The organism is Rhizobium ecuadorense (genome assembly GCF_001187535.1).
GTDB classification, from domain to species: Bacteria; Pseudomonadota; Alphaproteobacteria; order Rhizobiales; family Rhizobiaceae; genus Rhizobium; species Rhizobium ecuadorense.
Genome location: NZ_LFIO01001078.1, coordinates 85,483 through 101,957, shown reverse-complemented (window position 1 = coordinate 101,957; position 16,475 = coordinate 85,483). Strand labels below are relative to the sequence as shown.

Genomic DNA, 16,475 nt, shown 5'->3' with positions numbered 1-16,475 from the left:
AAACCGCCTATCAGCAGGCTCGGCCTGATCGAGGACAACCTGTTGAGGCTCCACATCTAGTGATCACCTCGTAGATATTCGGTTGTGGCGCCTACGCTCACACGGCTACCGGGAAGGGCGGCCCTTATATGTTGCATCGTTTTATTTTTGACCGGTCCGGCAATTTTGGAATTATGACGGCGCTACTCGTCATCCCCCTGCTGGGCGCGGCGGGTACAGCCATTGATTTTGGCAGCGCCCTGTCGCTTCGGACCGAATTGTACGCCGCTGCGGATGCGGCAGCCGTTGGATCCATAACCAAAACCTCGGATGCGGCAAAGCAGGCAGCCACGCTCTCAGGCGACGGGTCGCTGACGCTCGGACAGTCCGAAGCCCAGAAGATCTTCTTTTCGCAAATGTCCAAAAAACAGGGCGACGTTCCCGTTGCCGTCGACATCAGCGTTCAAAAAAAGGGCGGTACCCTCAGCTCGACCGTATCGTTTAACGCGACAATGCCGACAACATTCATGCAGGTGTTGGGATTTCATCAAATCCCCGTTTCCGGGACGGCAACAGCGCAGTATGAGACCCCGTCCTACATGGATTTCTTCATGCTGTTGGATAACACCCCGTCGATGGGTGTTGCGGCCACCACGGCCGATATAACCGCCATGAAAAAAGCGACGGTGAACGGCCACGATGGCGGCAAAGATAAAAACTGCGCGTTCGCATGCCACATTGTTTCTGAAAAAGGCGTCGAGGATAAAAAGAGCTACTACAATGTCGCACGCGAGAATGGCGTGACCATCCGCATCGACGTGGTGGCCGCTGCGATCAAAGCCCTGATGGCCAAGGCGAAGGACACACAGTCCATGCCGAGCCAATTCCGGGTCGCCGCATACACGTTCGGCAAGACTGCCCAGGACGCCAAAAACGCGAAGCTCTTCAAGGTCTCCGATCTGGACTACGATCTAAGCGCCGTGGCAGTCGCCACCAACATGATCAGTCTTATGAGCATTCCCTATCAGAACTACTACAGTGACCAGCAGACCAGCTTTGACGAAGCGCTGAAAGGGATTGAAGGCGAAATCAAGGGCAACATCGGCATGGGCACCAGCAATGCCGATCGTCAGAAGATCGTGTTTTTTGTCGCTGACGGTGTTGGCGATAGCTATAAGCCGGCTGGATGCACCAGCCCGAAAGGCGCAAACGGCGGACGATGCATCGAACCCATCGACACGGCTTATTGCAAGAAGCTCAAAGATCGCGGCATCAAAGTCGCCGTCCTCTACACGACGTATTTGCCCCTACCCGACAACAGCTTTTACAATGACTGGGTTAAGCCTTTCGAGAGCAAGATCGCCACGAAAATGGAAGAGTGCGCCACCCCCGGCTTCTACTTCGCAGTCAGTCCAACCGACGGCATTGAAGAGGCCATGGAGGCCCTGTTCCTGAAGATCGTCAGCGCGCCTCGGATAACCAGCTAAAGCATGTCGGGCAAAAGTGTGCCGCGGTTTTGCGGCAACGACATGCATGAAAACAAAGAGCTAAAGCGCGGCGCATGAATCAAGTTTGACGCGACGCGCTTTAGAGCACGATGCGGTTCTCGGGCGCATCATGCTCTAACTCTTTTATACAGAACGATTCAGATTTTAGGCCGATCCGGCCTAAAAAATTCTTTTTTAGTGGCTGTCCTTGCCGACTGCGTTTCCGCGACATCCTTTGAGGAAGTCGAGGTCGGCGCCGGTATCGGCCCCTTCGACGTGCTGCTGATGCAGGAAGGCATAGCCTGATGTCGGCAGATCGTGGTTCGGCTGCCATTCGGCAAGCCGGCGCGCCAGTTCCTCGTCGGAAATGTCGAGGTGCAGACGACGGTTCGGCACATCGAGCTCGATCATGTCGCCGTTTTTCACAACCGCGAGCGGGCCGCCGACCGCCGCTTCCGGCGAGGTATGCAGCACGACGGTGCCGTAGGCCGTTCCGGACATGCGGGCGTCGGAAATGCGCACCATATCGAGGATGCCCTTCTTCAGCACCTTCGGCGGCAGCCCCATATTGCCGACCTCGGCCATCCCGGGATAACCCTTCGGCCCGCAGTTCTTCATGACCATGATGCAGGTCTCGTCGATGTCGAGATTGTCGTCGTTGATCTTGGCCTTGTAGTCGTCGATATCCTCGAACACCACAGCCCTGCCCCGGTGCACCAGGAGATGCGGCGAGGCAGCCGAAGGCTTCAGCACCGCGCCCTTCGGCGCCAGATTGCCGCGCAGCACGACGATGCCGCCCGAAGACGTCAGCGCCTTTTCGGCGGGCAGGATGACGTCCTCGTTCCAGTTGACGACGTCCTTGACCTCGTTCCAGACGGTTTCACCGGAGACCGTCAGCGCATCCTTGTGCAGGAGGCCGGCCTCGCCGAGGCGCTTCAGCACCACCGGCAGGCCGCCGGCATAGAAGAACTCTTCCATCAGATACTTGCCCGACGGCATCAGGTTGACGATGGTCGGGACGTCGCGGCCGCAGCGGTCCCAGTCGTCGAGCGACAGATCGATGCCGACGCGGCCGGCGATCGCAAGCAGATGGATGACGGCATTGGTCGATCCGCCGATCGCCGCATTGGTGCGGATGGCGTTCTCGAAGGCCTGCTTCGTCATGATCTCGGACGGCTTCAGGTCGTCCTTGACCATCTGCACGATGCGGCGGCCGGTCAGCTGCGCCATCACCTTGCGGCGGGAATCGACGCCCGGGATCGCAGCATTGCCGGACAGCGCCATGCCGAGCGCCTCGGCCATCGAGGCCATGGTCGAGGCCGTGCCCATGGTGTTGCAGGTGCCCGACGAACGGCTCATCGACGCTTCGGCCTCGAGGAACTCGGCCTGCGTCATCTCGCCGGCCTTCACCATTTCGGAGAACTTCCACAGATGCGTGCCGGAGCCGACACGTTCGCCGCGGAAATAGCCGTTCAGCATCGGCCCGCCGGTGACGACGATCGATGGCAGATCGACGGAGGCAGCACCCATCAGAAGCGACGGCGTGGTCTTGTCGCAGCCGACCAGCAGCACGCATCCATCCATCGGCTGGCCGCGGATCGCCTCTTCCACGGCGAGCGCGGCGAGGTTGCGATACATCATCGCGGTCGGGCGGAAGGTGTTTTCGGATGCGGAGAATACCGGCACCTCGAGCGGGAAGCCGCCGGCCTCCCATACACCAGCCTTGACCTTCTCGGCGAGTTCTCTGAGATGCCCGTTGCACGGGGTCATATCCGACCAGGTGTTGAGGATGCCGATCACCGGCCTTCCGTCGAACAGGTCGTGCGGATATCCCTGGTTCTTAAGCCAGCCGCGGTGATAGATCACATCGCGGCTCGTGCCCCCGTACCATTCCTGCGACCTCAGCCTGCGCGGCCATTCCGCTTTCTTTTTCATAGTCTCTGTCCTTCAGGGATATCCCCGAACCGCCTCGTACGGCCCGGGTCATCGCGCTTTGTTTTAAGCCAGCGTGTAGGCGGTCTTGACGGTGGTGTAGAATTCGCTCGCGTACTTGCCCTGCTCGCGCGGGCCGTAGGACGAACCCTTGCGGCCGCCGAACGGCACATGAAAATCGACGCCTGCCGTCGGCAGATTGACCATGACCATGCCGGCCTCGGAATTGCGCTTGAAGTGCGTCGCGTGTTTCAGGCTCGTCGTGGCGATACCAGCCGAAAGCCCGAACGGCGTGTCGTTGGCGATGGCAAGCGCCTCGTCGTAGTCCTTCGCACGGATCACCGAGACCACCGGTCCGAAGATCTCTTCGCGCGAGATGCGCATCTGGTTGGTCGCTTCGGTGAACAGCGTCGGCTGCAGGTAGAAGCCGGGCGTGTCGCGGGAAATGACTTCGCCGCCGAAGGCGAGCTTGGCGCCTTCCGACTTGCCGATCTCGATATAGTCCGTATCGGTCTTCAGCTGCCGCTCGTCGACAACAGGGCCGATATGGGTGCCGGCCTTCAACGCGTTGTCGACGACCAGCGTCTTCAGCTTGTCGGTCAGGGCCGCGACGAATTTGTCGTGGATGCCTTCGGTGACGATCAGCCGCGAGGATGCCGTGCAGCGCTGGCCGGTGGAGAAGAAGCCGGAATTGGCGGCGGCTTCGACGGCGACCGACAGATCGGCATCGTCGAGCACGACCATCGGGTTCTTGCCGCCCATCTCCAGCTGGAACTTGCGGTTATGCTCGATGGAAGCGGCGGCGACGCGGCGGCCGGTGCCGGTGGAACCGGTGAAGGTGATGCCGTGAACATCGGGGCTTTCGAGCATCGCCTGGCCGACGACCGAGCCCTTGCCCATGACCAGGTTCAGCACGCCCTTCGGCAGGCCGGCGCGGTTGAGGATGTCGACGATCGCCCAGGAACAGGCGGGCACCAGTTCGGCCGGCTTGAAGACGACGGTGTTGCCGTAGCAGAGGGCCGGAGCGATCTTCCAGGCGGGAATGGCGATCGGGAAGTTCCACGGCGTGATGATGCCGATGACGCCGAGCCCCTCGCGGGTGATTTCGACGCCGATGTTCGGGCGCACCGAGGGGATGACCTCGCCGGCCAGCCGCAGCGCTTCGCCTGCGAAGAATTCGAAGATCTGCGAAGCACGAATGACTTCGCCGGTGGCCTCGGGAAGCGTCTTGCCTTCCTCGCGGGCAAGCAGCGCGCCGAGCTCGTCCTTGCGCGCCATGATCTCGTCGCCTGTTTTCTTCAGGATGACGTGGCGTTCCCAGATACCTGAGCGCGACCAGGCCGGAAAGGCGGCCTTGGCGGCGGCGATGGCATTCTTCGTGTCTTCGGCGCTGCCGTCGGCATAGAGGCCGACGACTTCGTTGGTATCGGACGGGTTGATGTTTTTCGTCGCGTTCGTGCCGACCCATTCGCCGGCGATCAGGTTTTGATAAATGGTCATGGGCTGAACAAGCCTCCTTTACCGTTTACATCACGATCCGGCCACCAAGCGGCCGGATCTCAAAAATCAGAGCTGCTTGACGGCGATCTCTTCTTCGGCGGCCACCTTCAGCGGATTCCTGAGCGGCAGGCCGAATTCGGCGACTTCGATCTCGAAGACATCGCCCTCTTCCGCCTTGATGCCGTCGGCAAAAGACAGCGTCGCCGTGCCGAACATATGGACATGGACATCACCAGGCGCACGGAAGAGGCCGTATTTGAAATGGTGATATTCGAGATTGGCGAAGGTGTGCGACATGTTGGCTTCACCCGACAGGAAGGGCTTTTCGAAGATCACCTTGTCGCCGCGCTTGATGCGCGAGGTGCCGCGGATATCGTCGGGGGCGGCGCCGATGCGGATTTCCGGACCATAGGCGGCGGGGCGCAGTTTCGAGTGGGCCAGATAGAGATAGTTGATCCGTTCGGTGACGTGGTCCGAAAACTCGTTCGACAGCGCAAAGCCGATGCGGAACGGCGAACCGTCGGTGGCGATGACGTAAATGCCAGCCATTTCAGGCTCTTCGCCGCCGTCGAGCGCGAAGGAGGGCGAGACGAGCGGCGCGCCGGGGGCAGCCGTCCCGTGGCCGTTGCCCTTGTAGAACCATTCGGGCTGCACGCCCTTTTCGCCGGATTTCGGCTTGCCGTTCTCGAGACCCATCTTGAACATCTTCATCGAGTCGGTCAGCGTTTCCTCGGCCGCCTCGCTGGTCTTCTTGTGCATGGAATCGCGGGTGGCGGCCGAGCCGAGATGCGTCAGGCCGGTGCCGGTCAGATGCAGGTGGGCGGCGTCCGGATGGGTGATCGGCGGCAGGAAGCGGCCGTCCGCATAGGCCTTTTCGAGATCGACGGCATCGCCGTAACCATGGGCCTCGATGACCGCGGCGAGCGACTTGCCGCCATCGGCGGCTTCCATCGCCAGCGCATAGACGCTGCCGGCATTCTTGACCGATCTGGCTGCGCCGCCGGGCTCGCGCACGGCGACGACGATCTCTCCGTTGGCATCCTTGATCTGGGAAATAAGCACGACTTCGATCCTTCTCGTTCCGGGAAGCTTTAAGAAAAAGCTCCGCCTGTCCGGCTCCATCAGGAGCCGGAATTGATCATTCATATGACTGCGAATGCGGGGCTGCGCTTGAGCGCTCAGCCCTTGTTCTTGTTGTAGACGTCGAAGAACACGGCGGCGAGAAGCACCGCACCCTTGACCATCTGCTGCGAGTCGGTGCCGAGGCCGTGGATCGACATGCCGTTGTTCATGATGCCCATGATCAGCGCGCCGATGACTGCGCCCGTCACCTTGCCGACGCCGCCCTGGGCCGACGCGCCGCCGATGAAGCAGGCGGCGATGACGTCGAGCTCGAGACCGAAGCCGCCCTTGGCCGTCGCCGAATTGAGGCGCAGCGCCACGATCAGGCCGGCAAGACCGGCAAGCAGCCCCATATTGGCGAAAGTCAGGAAGGTCAGCCGCTCGGTGTTGATACCGGAAAGCTTGGTCGCCTTCTCATTGCCGCCCATGGCATAGATGCGGCGGCCGATCGTCGTGCGACGGGTAATGAAGGCGTAGGCGGCGACCAGGGCCAGCATGATGACCAGCACGTTCGGGAAGCCGCGATAGATCGACAGCTGGTAGCCGAGCCCCAGAATGGCGAGCGCGACAATGATGTTCTGAACGAGGAAGAAGCCCATGGGCTCGACGTCATTGCCATGCTTCTCGTTCGAGAGCCGCTTGCGCCATGCCATGTAGAACAGGGTGACGGCGCCGACGACGGTCAGGATGATCGAGGTCGAGTTGATGCCGCCCATATCGAACAGGTTCGGCAGGAAGCCGATGCTGATCAGCTGGAACTCCGGCGGGAATGGACCGATGCTGGTGCCGGTTCCCGAAGCCGTCATCACGAACAGCGTCAGGCCGCGGAAGACCAGCATGCCGGCCAGCGTGACGATGAAGGCCGGGATCTTGTGGTAGGCGACGAAATAGCCCTGGATACCGCCGACAAGCGCGCCCATGGCCAGACAGACGACAGCCGCCACGACATAGTTGACGTGCCATTGCACCGTCATCACCCCGGCGATGGCGCCGATGAAACCGACGACGGAACCGACCGAAAGATCGATATGGCCGGCGACGATGATCAGCAGCATGCCCAGCGCCATGATGACGATGAACGAGTTCTGCAGAATGATGTTGGTCAGGTTGAGCGGCCTGAAGAGAACGCCGCCGGTCGAAATCTGGAAGAACACCATGATCGCGATCAGCGCGATGAACATGCCGTATTCCCGGATGTTGCCGCGAACGTAGTCTCCGATCGAGACGACGCGCCCTTGCTCAGCGATGGGTTGGTTGATCGGCGTCATTGTTTCTTCTCTCCTGAGCGCATGATGGCGCGCATGATGGTTTCCTGGCTCGCTTCTCCCTTCGGCAGTTCCGCAACGATACGTCCTTCATTCATGACGTAGATGCGGTCGCAGGTGCCAAGAAGTTCCGGCATTTCCGACGAGATCATCAGAACGGCTTTGCCGTCAGCCGCGAGCTGATTGATGATAGTATAGATTTCGTATTTTGCACCCACATCGATGCCGCGCGTCGGCTCGTCGAGGATCAAAACATCGGGATTGGAGAACAGCCACTTCGACAGCACCACCTTCTGCTGGTTGCCGCCGGAAAGGTTGACCGTTTCCTGGAAGATGCTGGAAGAACGGATGCGCAGCTTCGAGCGATAGTCGGACGCAACCCGGGATTCCCTGACACTGTCGATAACAGACGCATTCGACACTGCCTTCAGATTGACCAGCGTCGTATTGTGCAGGATCGTGTCGTTGAGCACGAGGCCGAGCTGCTTTCGGTCTTCGGTGACATAGGCGAGACCGGCGTCGATCGCCCGGCGCACGGTGCTGACATCGACCGGCTTGCCATGCATCAGCACGTCGCCCGAAATCTTGTGCCCATAGGATTTGCCGAACAGGCTCATGGCAAATTCGGTGCGCCCTGCCCCCATCAGACCGGCGATACCGACGACTTCGCCCTTGCGGACGGTGACGTTGATATCGTGCAGGACCTGACGGTCGCGGTGCTGCTGGTGATAGGCGTTCCAGTTCTTCACTTCGAGAATGGTTTCGCCGATCGGCACCGAACGCGGCGGATAGCGGTCTTCGAGATCACGGCCGACCATGTTGCGGATGATGATGTCTTCGCTGATCTCGTCCGCGTGACAGTCGAGCGTCTTGACCGTCATGCCGTCGCGCAGCACGGTGATCTGGTCGGCGACCTTGCGGATCTCGTTCAGCTTGTGGGAAATGATGATCGAGGTGATGCCCTGCTTGCGGAATTCCATCAGCAGCGTCAGCAGCGCGTCGGAATCGCTTTCATTGAGCGAGGCGGTGGGCTCGTCGAGGATGAGCAGCTTGACGCTCTTCGACAGCGCCTTGGCGATCTCGACGAGCTGCTGCTTGCCGACGCCGATGTCGGTTACCAAAGTGTTCGGAGATTCCGACAGGCCGACCTTCTTGAGCAGCTGCTTGGTGCGGTTGAACGTCTCGTCCCAGCTGATGACGCCGCTCTTGGCATTCTCGTTGCCGAGGAAGATGTTCTCGCCGATCGACAGCAGCGGCACTAGCGCCAGCTCCTGGTGGATGATGACGATGCCGATTTCTTCGGAATCCTTCAGGACCTTGAAGTTGCGCGTCTCGCCTTCATAGACGATGTCGCCGTCATAACTTCCGGTGGGGTAGACGCCCGATAGGACTTTCATCAGGGTCGATTTGCCGGCCCCGTTTTCGCCGACCAATGCGTGAATTTCACCCTTGCGAACCTTAAGGTTCACGTTCTCCAGCGCCTTGACGCCCGGGAACGTCTTGGTGATGCTCCGCATTTCGAGGATGGTGTTGTCCATAGTCAAAGTTCCAGCGCCTTGAGCCGCCAAGCGGCTTGGCGATCATAAAATCGAAGACCGGAACCCGCAAGCGCGGGTTCCGGCCTCCTGCTTAACGTCTTACTTCAGCTTGTCTTCAGAGTAGTAACCGCTGTCGACGAGGATCTGCTTGTAGTTGGTCTTGTCGACGGCAACCGGCTTCAGCAGGTAGGACGGAACGACCTTGACGCCGTTGTCGTAGGTCTTGGTGTCGTTGACCTCAGGCTCCTTGCCGGACATGACGGCATCGACCATGGCAACAGTGACCTTGGCGAGTTCGCGGGTGTCCTTGAAGATCGTCGAGTGCTGTTCGCCAGCGATGATCGACTTGACCGACGGGATTTCAGCGTCCTGGCCGGTGACGATCGGCAGCGGCTGAGCAGCCGTACCGTAACCAACGCCCTTCAGCGAGGAGATGATACCGATCGACAGACCGTCGTAAGGCGACAGAACGGCGTCGACCTTGGCGTCGGTGTAGTTAGCCGAGAGCAGGTTGTCCATGCGGGCCTGGGCCGTTGCCGGATCCCAACGCAGGGTGCCGACCTTGTCCATGCCGGTCTGGCCGGACTTCACGACGAGCTTGCCCGAGTCGATGTAGGGCTGCAGGACCGACATTGCGCCATCATAGAAGAAGAAGGCGTTGTTGTCGTCCGGCGAACCGCCGAACAGTTCGATGTTGAACGGGCCCTTGCCATCCTTGAGGCCGAGGCCGTCAACGATGGAGCCAGCCTGCAGAACGCCGACCTGGAAGTTGTCGAACGTCGCGTAGTAATCGACATTGCCCGAATCGCGGATCAGACGGTCATAAGCGATGACCTTGATGCCGGCGTCATGCGCCTTCTGCAGAACGTCGGAAAGCGTCGTGCCGTCGATCGAAGCGATGACCAGAACCTTGGCACCCTTGGTGACCATGTTTTCGATCTGCGAAAGCTGGTTCGGAATATCGTCGTCGCCATACTGCAGGTCCGTGGCGTAACCGGCAGCTTCGAGCTGCTTGACGATGTTGTTGCCGTCGTCGATCCAGCGAGCCGAAGCCTTGGTCGGCATGGCAATGCCGACGGTGCCCTTGTCGGCGGCGATTGCCGGCACAACGAACGAAGCGACGCCGAAGGCAGCCGCAGCCATCAATGAGATAATGGACTTCATTTCTCTCTCCCTTGTTAATAAGCAGCGGACGAAAAATCGCCCGCCCCGAAACTGTGGCAGGTTCCGTATTGGATAGTTACTTCAGATGGTGAGAAACGAAGTAGGTCTCCTCCACGATCTCACACGTGTTGAGTGCCAACCAGCACACGGCGGCAAACTGGTATGGATTCCTATAACTGTCAAATAGAATAAGTGGTAACGTGCATAACAATTTTGGTATATCGTTAAAAAGTATTACTTTTGATGGAGCGCAGCGAGGAGGCTGCAACCATGACGATTGTTTCAGAGCCCATTTCGATGGACCATGTCGATATCCACAGTGATAATTTCGGCAATGACGGCCTTTTACGTGCAGGACTTAAGCTGAATCACCTGCGGATGATCGTCGCAATCGAAGATAGTGGACAGATTTCCGCAGCTGCGGAAGTCCTCAACATCTCGCAGCCCGCCGCATCGCGCATGCTGTCCGAAATGGAATCGATCACCAAGACACAGCTCTATGAGCGTGTGGCCCGCGGCGTGGTGCTGACGACCTTCGGCGCGGCCCTTGCCAGACGGGCGCGCAAAATCCTGCTGGAGCTGCGCGAGGCGAGCCGCGAGATCGGCGAATTGAAGAGCGGCAAGGGCGGCTCGGTCTTCATCGGCGCGGTGACGGCGCCGGCCATGAGCCTCGTCGTGCCGGCGATCAACAAGGTGCGCAAGGCCTATCCCGGCATCGAGATCAACATCCAGGTGGAGACCAGCAATGTGCTCGCCCGCGAACTGCTCGCCGCCCGCCACGACTTCATCATCGGCCGCATTCCCGACGACCTCAATCCGCGCCTGTTCGAGGTGACGGAGATCGGCATCGAGCGGGCCTGCCTGATCGTGCGCAAGAGCCATCCGCTCTTGAAGCAGAAGGTGAGCAGCCTTGCCGACGTCAGGGGTTACGACTGGGTGTTCCAGCCGCCGGGCACGCTGCTGCGCCGCACGATCGAAGACATTTTCCTGGCGCGCGGCGTGGCGCTGCCGGAAAATATCGTCAACACCTCCTCGCTGCTGCTGACCTGCGCCATCGTCTGCGAGACCGATGCGATCGCCCCTGTCGCCGTCGACGTCGCCCATTTCCTTGCCGGCCAGGGCGCCAAGGCCGCCGATGTACGCGTGCTGCCGATCGATTTCGACATCAACGTCAAGCCCTACAGCCTGATCGCTGCCAGGGAACGGGCGCTGCCGCCGAGCGCAAGACTGCTCTACGACATGATCCTCGAGGAAAGCCTGAAGCAGGCGGGCTGACGAGGCCCGCAAGCCCGGCGCCATCTTACCCGGTCTTAATGCGCGCCGGAGCAATTCCGGCAAAGGTGCGCAGCGGTTTTTGCGTCCGGAAATTGCGTGAAAAAATTAGAGCACGTCGGTCAATCCAAACGGAATGCTCTAAAGCGCGTCGCGATCTTTCAGATTCGCTCGCCGCGCTTTAGCTCTTTATTTTTGCGCATGTCGTTGCCGCAAAACCGCGGCACACTTTTGCGCGACATGCTTTAAAGGAAACCGGATGCTGTTCGGACAGTCGGTATTTCAATCAGTGCTCGAGCGGCTGAAGGCCGAGGACGAGACGGCTGAAGAGGCCGAAGCGCCCGCCGCCCACCGTGTGGCCGGTCTCGGCACCGGTTTTGCGTTCGACGTCATGGAGGGTGTCTCGGTCGCCTCGCAGCGGATCGGCCAGGGCTATTTCGACAATTTCGGGCAGGAACCCATTCAAAAAGCGGCTCCCCCGCCGGAGCCGGAACCGGTCATGCCGGACCATCTCGCCCGCATCGCTCCGGAAGAGATCGCCAGGGAACTGGCGATCGTTGCCGCCGATAGCCAACAGATGCTGAACGAGAAGCGGCGCGCCTTTGCCAAGGCCAATCATCCCGACGGCGTCGCAGAGCCTTTCCGCGACAATGCCAACCGGCGCATGATGATCGCCAATCTGCTGATCGACGAGGCGATGCGCCGCCTGCCGCACAGCTGAAGCGCGAACGCAGGCAAACGTTCCGAGGCCCTGAAAGGGCCGTTTCCGGCGCGATTCGCGAATTCTATGTGGGCTGTTTTTCTGCGATTTCAACCGGTGCCCAAGGCACCAAGATTGATTATTTCGCCTTCGGGTAGCAGATAAATCTCCCGCTTTTTGGTGCCTGATATAGTGTATTTTGGGGTCCCAGTGGACCATGCCTACGCCCTTTTCGGTAGGCCGTAGCGCTATTTAGGGAAATAGAATGCAATACAACCTGTTGTAACATAGGGCGGTGCAAATGTTTTCAGGAGACCGCCGACATGCCATCTACGGAAGATCCGAAGCTGCCACGCAACACTGCGCGCAGACATTTTCTAGGTATAGCCGCAGCCGCCGGTGCTCGTCTCGCCGGCGTGGCGACCTTGGCCGCAGCCATTTCCACCTCTCCGGCCAAAGCGATGGGGCGGCTTTGGGGACGCGGCGGCTCCGGTGGCTCCGGCGGGGGCGGTGGCTCCGGCGGAAGTGGTGGCCCCAGTGCCGGTGGTGGTGGCGGCAGCGGCAGCGGCCCACAATGTTTCCTGCGGGGAACGGCGATCCTCACGGATTGCGGTGAGAAGCCTGTCGAGGATCTTCGCATCGGCGATCGCGTCGCCCTTCCTGACGGCAGCAGCCGTCCGGTAAAGTGGGTCGGTCGCCAAAGTTTCAAGAAGAGCGGCGCACGCTGGCCCAAGGATGTCGTGCCGATCCGGGTTTCCCGCCACGCACTGGACGGGCACACCCCCCATTGCGATCTCTATCTGTCGCCTGGCCATGCGCTGTACCTGAACGGCATCCTGATCCAGGTGAAGGACCTCGTGAACGGCACGACGATCGCATCGGTCACTCCCGCCGCCGACGTATCGATCGACTATTATGCCATCATGCTCGATACGCACGAAGTTATCCTTGCCGAAGGTGCTGCGGCCGAAACCTTCCATCTGAAGAACAGCAATCACGAGAACTTCAGCAATTTTGCAGAGTACCTGCGTCTCTATGGCGAGGAACGCCTCGCGATGACATGCTTTGCGCCGTTGCTGGGAGGTGGCTGGTCACATCTGAAAGCGCTTCTTATGCTCGGCGTTTCGCCGCTGGTGCCGATGCGCGATCCATTCGGGAATGCCTGCGAAAAGATCGACGCGCAAGCCAAGGAACTGTCACTCTGACAGGACGGGAATGCGGCCCGGGATCGGGCCGGCTGCACGCGACGCCGCGCGTCGGATTTGCGATGGTATCAAACGAAAGACGTCAAGCGTGCCGCGCATCGGAAAGATCGCGGCGCGCTTCGATTATTCGGCCTTCTTCTCTTCGGCTTTCTTCTCTTCGTCTCCTTGAGGCTCGCCCCCATCAGCATCATCGGCCGTGACGACTGCCGCCGCCTCCGGCGGCTGCGGATTGAAGGTCCAGAACAGCATATAGAAGGAATAGGCGCCCGCCGCGGCCGAGAGCACCGCCCAGAAGGGATCGCCGCCGACAATCTCGAACGCCGCCCAGCCGAAGCAGACGGCAACGATGGCGACACGCACCCAAAGGCGCCGGTATGCCGGATGGTTCGGATCAATCAGTTGCATCTGGGCCCCGCGGTCGCATATGTCACCATGCCCATGGCATGTGTCACACCGGCCATGGCATTTGTTGCGCTTGTCTTTAGTTTGAATCTTGCAAATGTGAAAGAGCCGCGGGCTTGACGCGACGCAGAGAAGATGGAATGAAAATTCCAGATTTATGGCAATTCGGTTTATTTGTTCCGAATTCAAGGAGGTTGCTATGACAGTGAGATTTGGTCTTCTCGGCGCCGGCCGCATCGGCAAGGTTCATGCGAAAGCCGTCAGCGGCGACGCCAATGCGACGCTGGTCGCGGTCGCCGACGCCTTCCCGCAGGCGGCCGAGGCCATCGCCTCGGCCTATGGCTGCGAGGTCCGCACCATCGAGGCGATCGAGGCATCCAAGGATATCGACGCGGTCGTCATCTGCACACCGACGGACACCCATGCCGACCTGATCGAGCGTTTCGCCCGCGCCGGCAAGGCGATCTTCTGCGAAAAGCCGATCGATCTCGACGTCGCCCGCGTCAAGGCCTGCATCAAGGTGGTGGAAGAAACCGGCGCCAAGCTGATGGTCGGCTTCAACCGCCGCTTCGACCCGCATTTCATGGCGGTGCGCAAGGTCATCGACGACGGCAAGATCGGCGATGTCGAAATGGTGACGATCACCTCGCGCGACCCCGGCGCCCCGCCAGTGGATTACATCAAGCGCTCGGGCGGCATCTTCCGCGATATGACGATCCATGATTTCGACATGGCCCGCTTCCTGCTCGGCGAAGAGCCGGTCTCGGTGCTGGCAACCGCTGCCGTGCTCGTCGACAAGGCAATCGGCGAAGCCGGCGACTATGACAGCGTCTCGGTGATCCTGCAGACGAAATCCGGCAAGCAGGCCGTCATCTCCAACTCCCGCCGCGCCACCTATGGCTACGACCAGCGCATCGAAGTGCACGGCGCCAAGGGCATGGCCGCGGCCGAAAACCAGCGCCCGGTCTCGATCGAAGTCGCAAACGGCGACGGCTATACCCGCCCGCCGCTGCATGATTTCTTCATGACCCGCTACACCGAAGCCTACGCCAACGAAATCGCCGCCTTCATCGCCGCGATCGAAAAAGGCACGAAGATCTCGCCCTCGGGCGCCGATGGCCTGGCGGCGCTGGCGCTCGCCGATGCGGCGGTGCAGTCGGTGAAGGAAGGCAAGCTGATCAAGGTTGGCTGACGGCCGGCTTTCGATTTGAGAGAGAGGTGTGGATGGCCGGGTGTTTGCCCGGCCGTTTTGCGTTTTGGTGGCGCGCTGCGGAGCCGGCGAGACCAGCCCCTCATCCGCCTGCCGGCACCTTCTCCCCGTAAACGGGGCGAAGGAGGTATGCCGCGAGCTCTCGGTCCCTCGCCAACGTCGCGCAAGGCACGCCCCCTCGCCCCGTTTACGGGGAGAGGGTTAGGGTGAGGGGCAGTCGGCGCAAACCGGGCAGCTGTGCGGCGGTTTGGAACGTTTGCAAGACCCCTCCCCAATCCCTCCCCACAGGTGGGAGGGGCTAACCTGCTGCGCCGTTTGCGATAACCTCCAGCGTGACAATTCATGGAACTGTAGCAGCCGGCAAGGCCTCTCCTGTTGGTCGCCGTCGGCAGCCGCGGGTTAAGCCCCGCCCCCTTGTGGGGAGGGGTTTCGCAGGGGTTTTGCGCTACTCCGCGCCCTGAACCCCCGAGACCACAATATCCTGGTCGATCACCGACAGCGCCCGGTTGAGGTGACCTTCGAAGACGAGGATCGGTTCGTCGGCGACGACGCGGATTTCCGGCATGCCTTCCATGCGGACGATATGCGACTGGCCCAGCCCTTCTTCGATGCCCTGGCGCAGCAGGTCGTAATAGCGGGTGCCGGGGCCGGTGATGGCGATGGGCATGCTTTCGGTGAGGCTGAGCATGCGCGACAGGCCGTTGCCGAGCGCCAGGCCTGCCTGGCGGAAGGCGATGGTGGAGGTGCGGTGGCCCTGGCGGGCTTTGGCGGCGATTTTGTCGAGTTCGGTGACGGGGACGAATTTTGCCGGGATCGTATCGAGCGGCACTTCGAAGGCGCTGCGCAGGATGGCGTAGAAGCCGGCATAGGCCTCGATGCAGCCGCGGGTGCCGCAGCGGCAGAGACCGCCACCCGCCATGTGCAGCATGTGGCCGAAATTCGGCGCCGAGATTTCCTGGCCGGTCTGGCCGCCACGCCTGACGATGCCGAGGCCGATGCTGTGGCCGAGCGAGAGCGCGGCGAGCGAGCGGAAATCGGCGCCCTTGACGATCTCTTCGCGGGCGCCGAGGGCGGCGGCGACCAGCAGCGTTTCGTTGTCGAGGATGACCTTGGCCTGCCAATCCGGCCTGAGCGCTGATTCGAAATCGATCTGGTCGCTGCCGAAGATCGGCGACCAGACGAGGACAGGCTCGGTCGAGTTGACCAGCCCCTTGCTGCTGATCGAGATCAGCAGCACTTTTTCCTGGGAAATCCTAGAGCGCTCGAGAATGCGGGAGAGCCCGGCGCGCACCCCTTCCACGAAGCGGGCGGCGCCTGCGGGATCATGCGAGCGCTCCTCGCTGAAACGATCGATCAGCTTGCCGGCATAATCCACAAGCGAATATTGCACCGCATCCGAGGAGATGATGACGACGATGAGATAGCCGCAATCGCGGCGCTGGCGCAGGAGCACGCGCGGCCGGCCGCGGCCGCTGGCCGCCTGCTGCTCGGATTTTTCGATGATATGGGCGCGTTCCAGATCGGCTGTGATTGCCGAGATGGTGGCCGAGGAAAGCCCGGTGAAATCGGATATTTCGGTATGCGCGAGCGCGCCGTGGCGGCGCAGCACGGACAGCACGAGCACGCTGTTTCGCTGCCGGACCAGCTCCGTGCTCGACTTGGTCAGCATGAATGCCGCCCTCTCCTCCTGATCTAATTC

13 protein-coding genes are annotated in these 16,475 nt (G+C 60.8%); 5 read left to right on the top strand and 8 right to left on the bottom strand.

All coding sequences use genetic code 11. The features are described 5' to 3' along the window. Nucleotides 1-128: 128 nt before the first annotated feature. A complete protein-coding gene (locus tag AF337_RS21990) occupies nucleotides 129-1,466 on the top strand; it encodes a TadE/TadG family type IV pilus assembly protein (RefSeq protein ID WP_049733803.1) in 1,338 nt (445 codons plus the stop codon). A 195-nt stretch (nucleotides 1,467-1,661) separates the two neighbouring features. On the opposite strand, the gene araD is transcribed toward AF337_RS21990, so the two are convergent. The 6 genes from araD to chvE form a co-directional block, all read right to left on the bottom strand. Continuing rightward, a complete protein-coding gene (araD, locus tag AF337_RS21985; RefSeq protein WP_049733802.1) occupies nucleotides 1,662-3,401 on the bottom strand; it encodes an L-arabinonate dehydratase in 1,740 nt (579 codons plus the stop codon). Nucleotides 3,402-3,464: 63 nt separating this feature from the next. Continuing rightward, the gene (locus AF337_RS21980) at nucleotides 3,465-4,898 is read right to left on the bottom strand and encodes an aldehyde dehydrogenase family protein (RefSeq protein ID WP_049733801.1); all 1,434 of its coding nucleotides are present in this window, start codon (nucleotides 4,896-4,898) and stop codon (nucleotides 3,465-3,467) included. A gap of 66 nt (nucleotides 4,899-4,964) precedes the next feature. Next, nucleotides 4,965-5,960 carry an AraD1 family protein gene (gene araD1 / locus AF337_RS21975; RefSeq protein ID WP_049733810.1) on the bottom strand — a complete coding sequence of 332 codons (996 nt, stop codon included), beginning with the start codon at nucleotides 5,958-5,960 and terminating at the stop codon, nucleotides 4,965-4,967. Between the two features lie 116 nt (nucleotides 5,961-6,076). Then, the gene (mmsB, locus tag AF337_RS21970) at nucleotides 6,077-7,288 is read right to left on the bottom strand and encodes a multiple monosaccharide ABC transporter permease (protein WP_049733800.1); all 1,212 of its coding nucleotides are present in this window, start codon (nucleotides 7,286-7,288) and stop codon (nucleotides 6,077-6,079) included. Continuing rightward, a complete protein-coding gene (gene mmsA, locus AF337_RS21965) occupies nucleotides 7,285-8,823 on the bottom strand; it encodes a multiple monosaccharide ABC transporter ATP-binding protein (RefSeq protein WP_049733799.1) in 1,539 nt (512 codons plus the stop codon). The genes mmsB and mmsA overlap by 4 nt, the downstream gene beginning before the upstream one ends. A 99-nt stretch (nucleotides 8,824-8,922) precedes the next feature. After that, nucleotides 8,923-9,987 (bottom strand): multiple monosaccharide ABC transporter substrate-binding protein, encoded by a 1,065-nt coding sequence (gene chvE, locus AF337_RS21960; RefSeq protein WP_049733798.1) that lies wholly within the window; start codon nucleotides 9,985-9,987, stop codon nucleotides 8,923-8,925. Nucleotides 9,988-10,257: 270 nt separating this feature from the next. Between chvE and AF337_RS21955 the strand changes: the two genes are divergently transcribed. From AF337_RS21955 to AF337_RS21945, 3 genes are all read left to right on the top strand, one after another. Continuing rightward, a complete protein-coding gene (locus AF337_RS21955) occupies nucleotides 10,258-11,262 on the top strand; it encodes a LysR family transcriptional regulator (RefSeq protein WP_049733797.1) in 1,005 nt (334 codons plus the stop codon). A gap of 256 nt (nucleotides 11,263-11,518) precedes the next feature. Further along, nucleotides 11,519-11,980 (top strand): hypothetical protein, encoded by a 462-nt coding sequence (locus AF337_RS21950; RefSeq protein WP_049733796.1) that lies wholly within the window; start codon nucleotides 11,519-11,521, stop codon nucleotides 11,978-11,980. 302 nt (nucleotides 11,981-12,282) lie between these two features. Continuing rightward, complete coding sequence (locus AF337_RS21945) at nucleotides 12,283-13,164, top strand: Hint domain-containing protein (protein ID WP_049733795.1); 882 nt, start codon at nucleotides 12,283-12,285, stop codon at nucleotides 13,162-13,164. A gap of 123 nt (nucleotides 13,165-13,287) precedes the next feature. Here AF337_RS21945 and AF337_RS21940 read toward each other — a convergent pair whose 3' ends face one another. Then, nucleotides 13,288-13,569: a hypothetical protein gene (locus AF337_RS21940; protein WP_049733794.1), complete on the bottom strand. Its 282-nt coding sequence runs from the start codon at nucleotides 13,567-13,569 to the stop codon at nucleotides 13,288-13,290. Between the two features lie 196 nt (nucleotides 13,570-13,765). Here AF337_RS21940 and iolG point away from each other — a divergent pair, with 196 nt between their 5' ends. Beyond that, nucleotides 13,766-14,758 carry an inositol 2-dehydrogenase gene (gene iolG / locus AF337_RS21935; RefSeq protein ID WP_049733793.1) on the top strand — a complete coding sequence of 331 codons (993 nt, stop codon included), beginning with the start codon at nucleotides 13,766-13,768 and terminating at the stop codon, nucleotides 14,756-14,758. Nucleotides 14,759-15,221: 463 nt separating this feature from the next. Here the strand turns inward: iolG and AF337_RS21930 are convergent, their stop codons facing one another. Continuing rightward, nucleotides 15,222-16,445, bottom strand: coding sequence for an ROK family transcriptional regulator (locus tag AF337_RS21930; protein ID WP_049733792.1), 1,224 nt, complete (start codon nucleotides 16,443-16,445; stop codon nucleotides 15,222-15,224). Nucleotides 16,446-16,475: the final 30 nt, after the last annotated feature.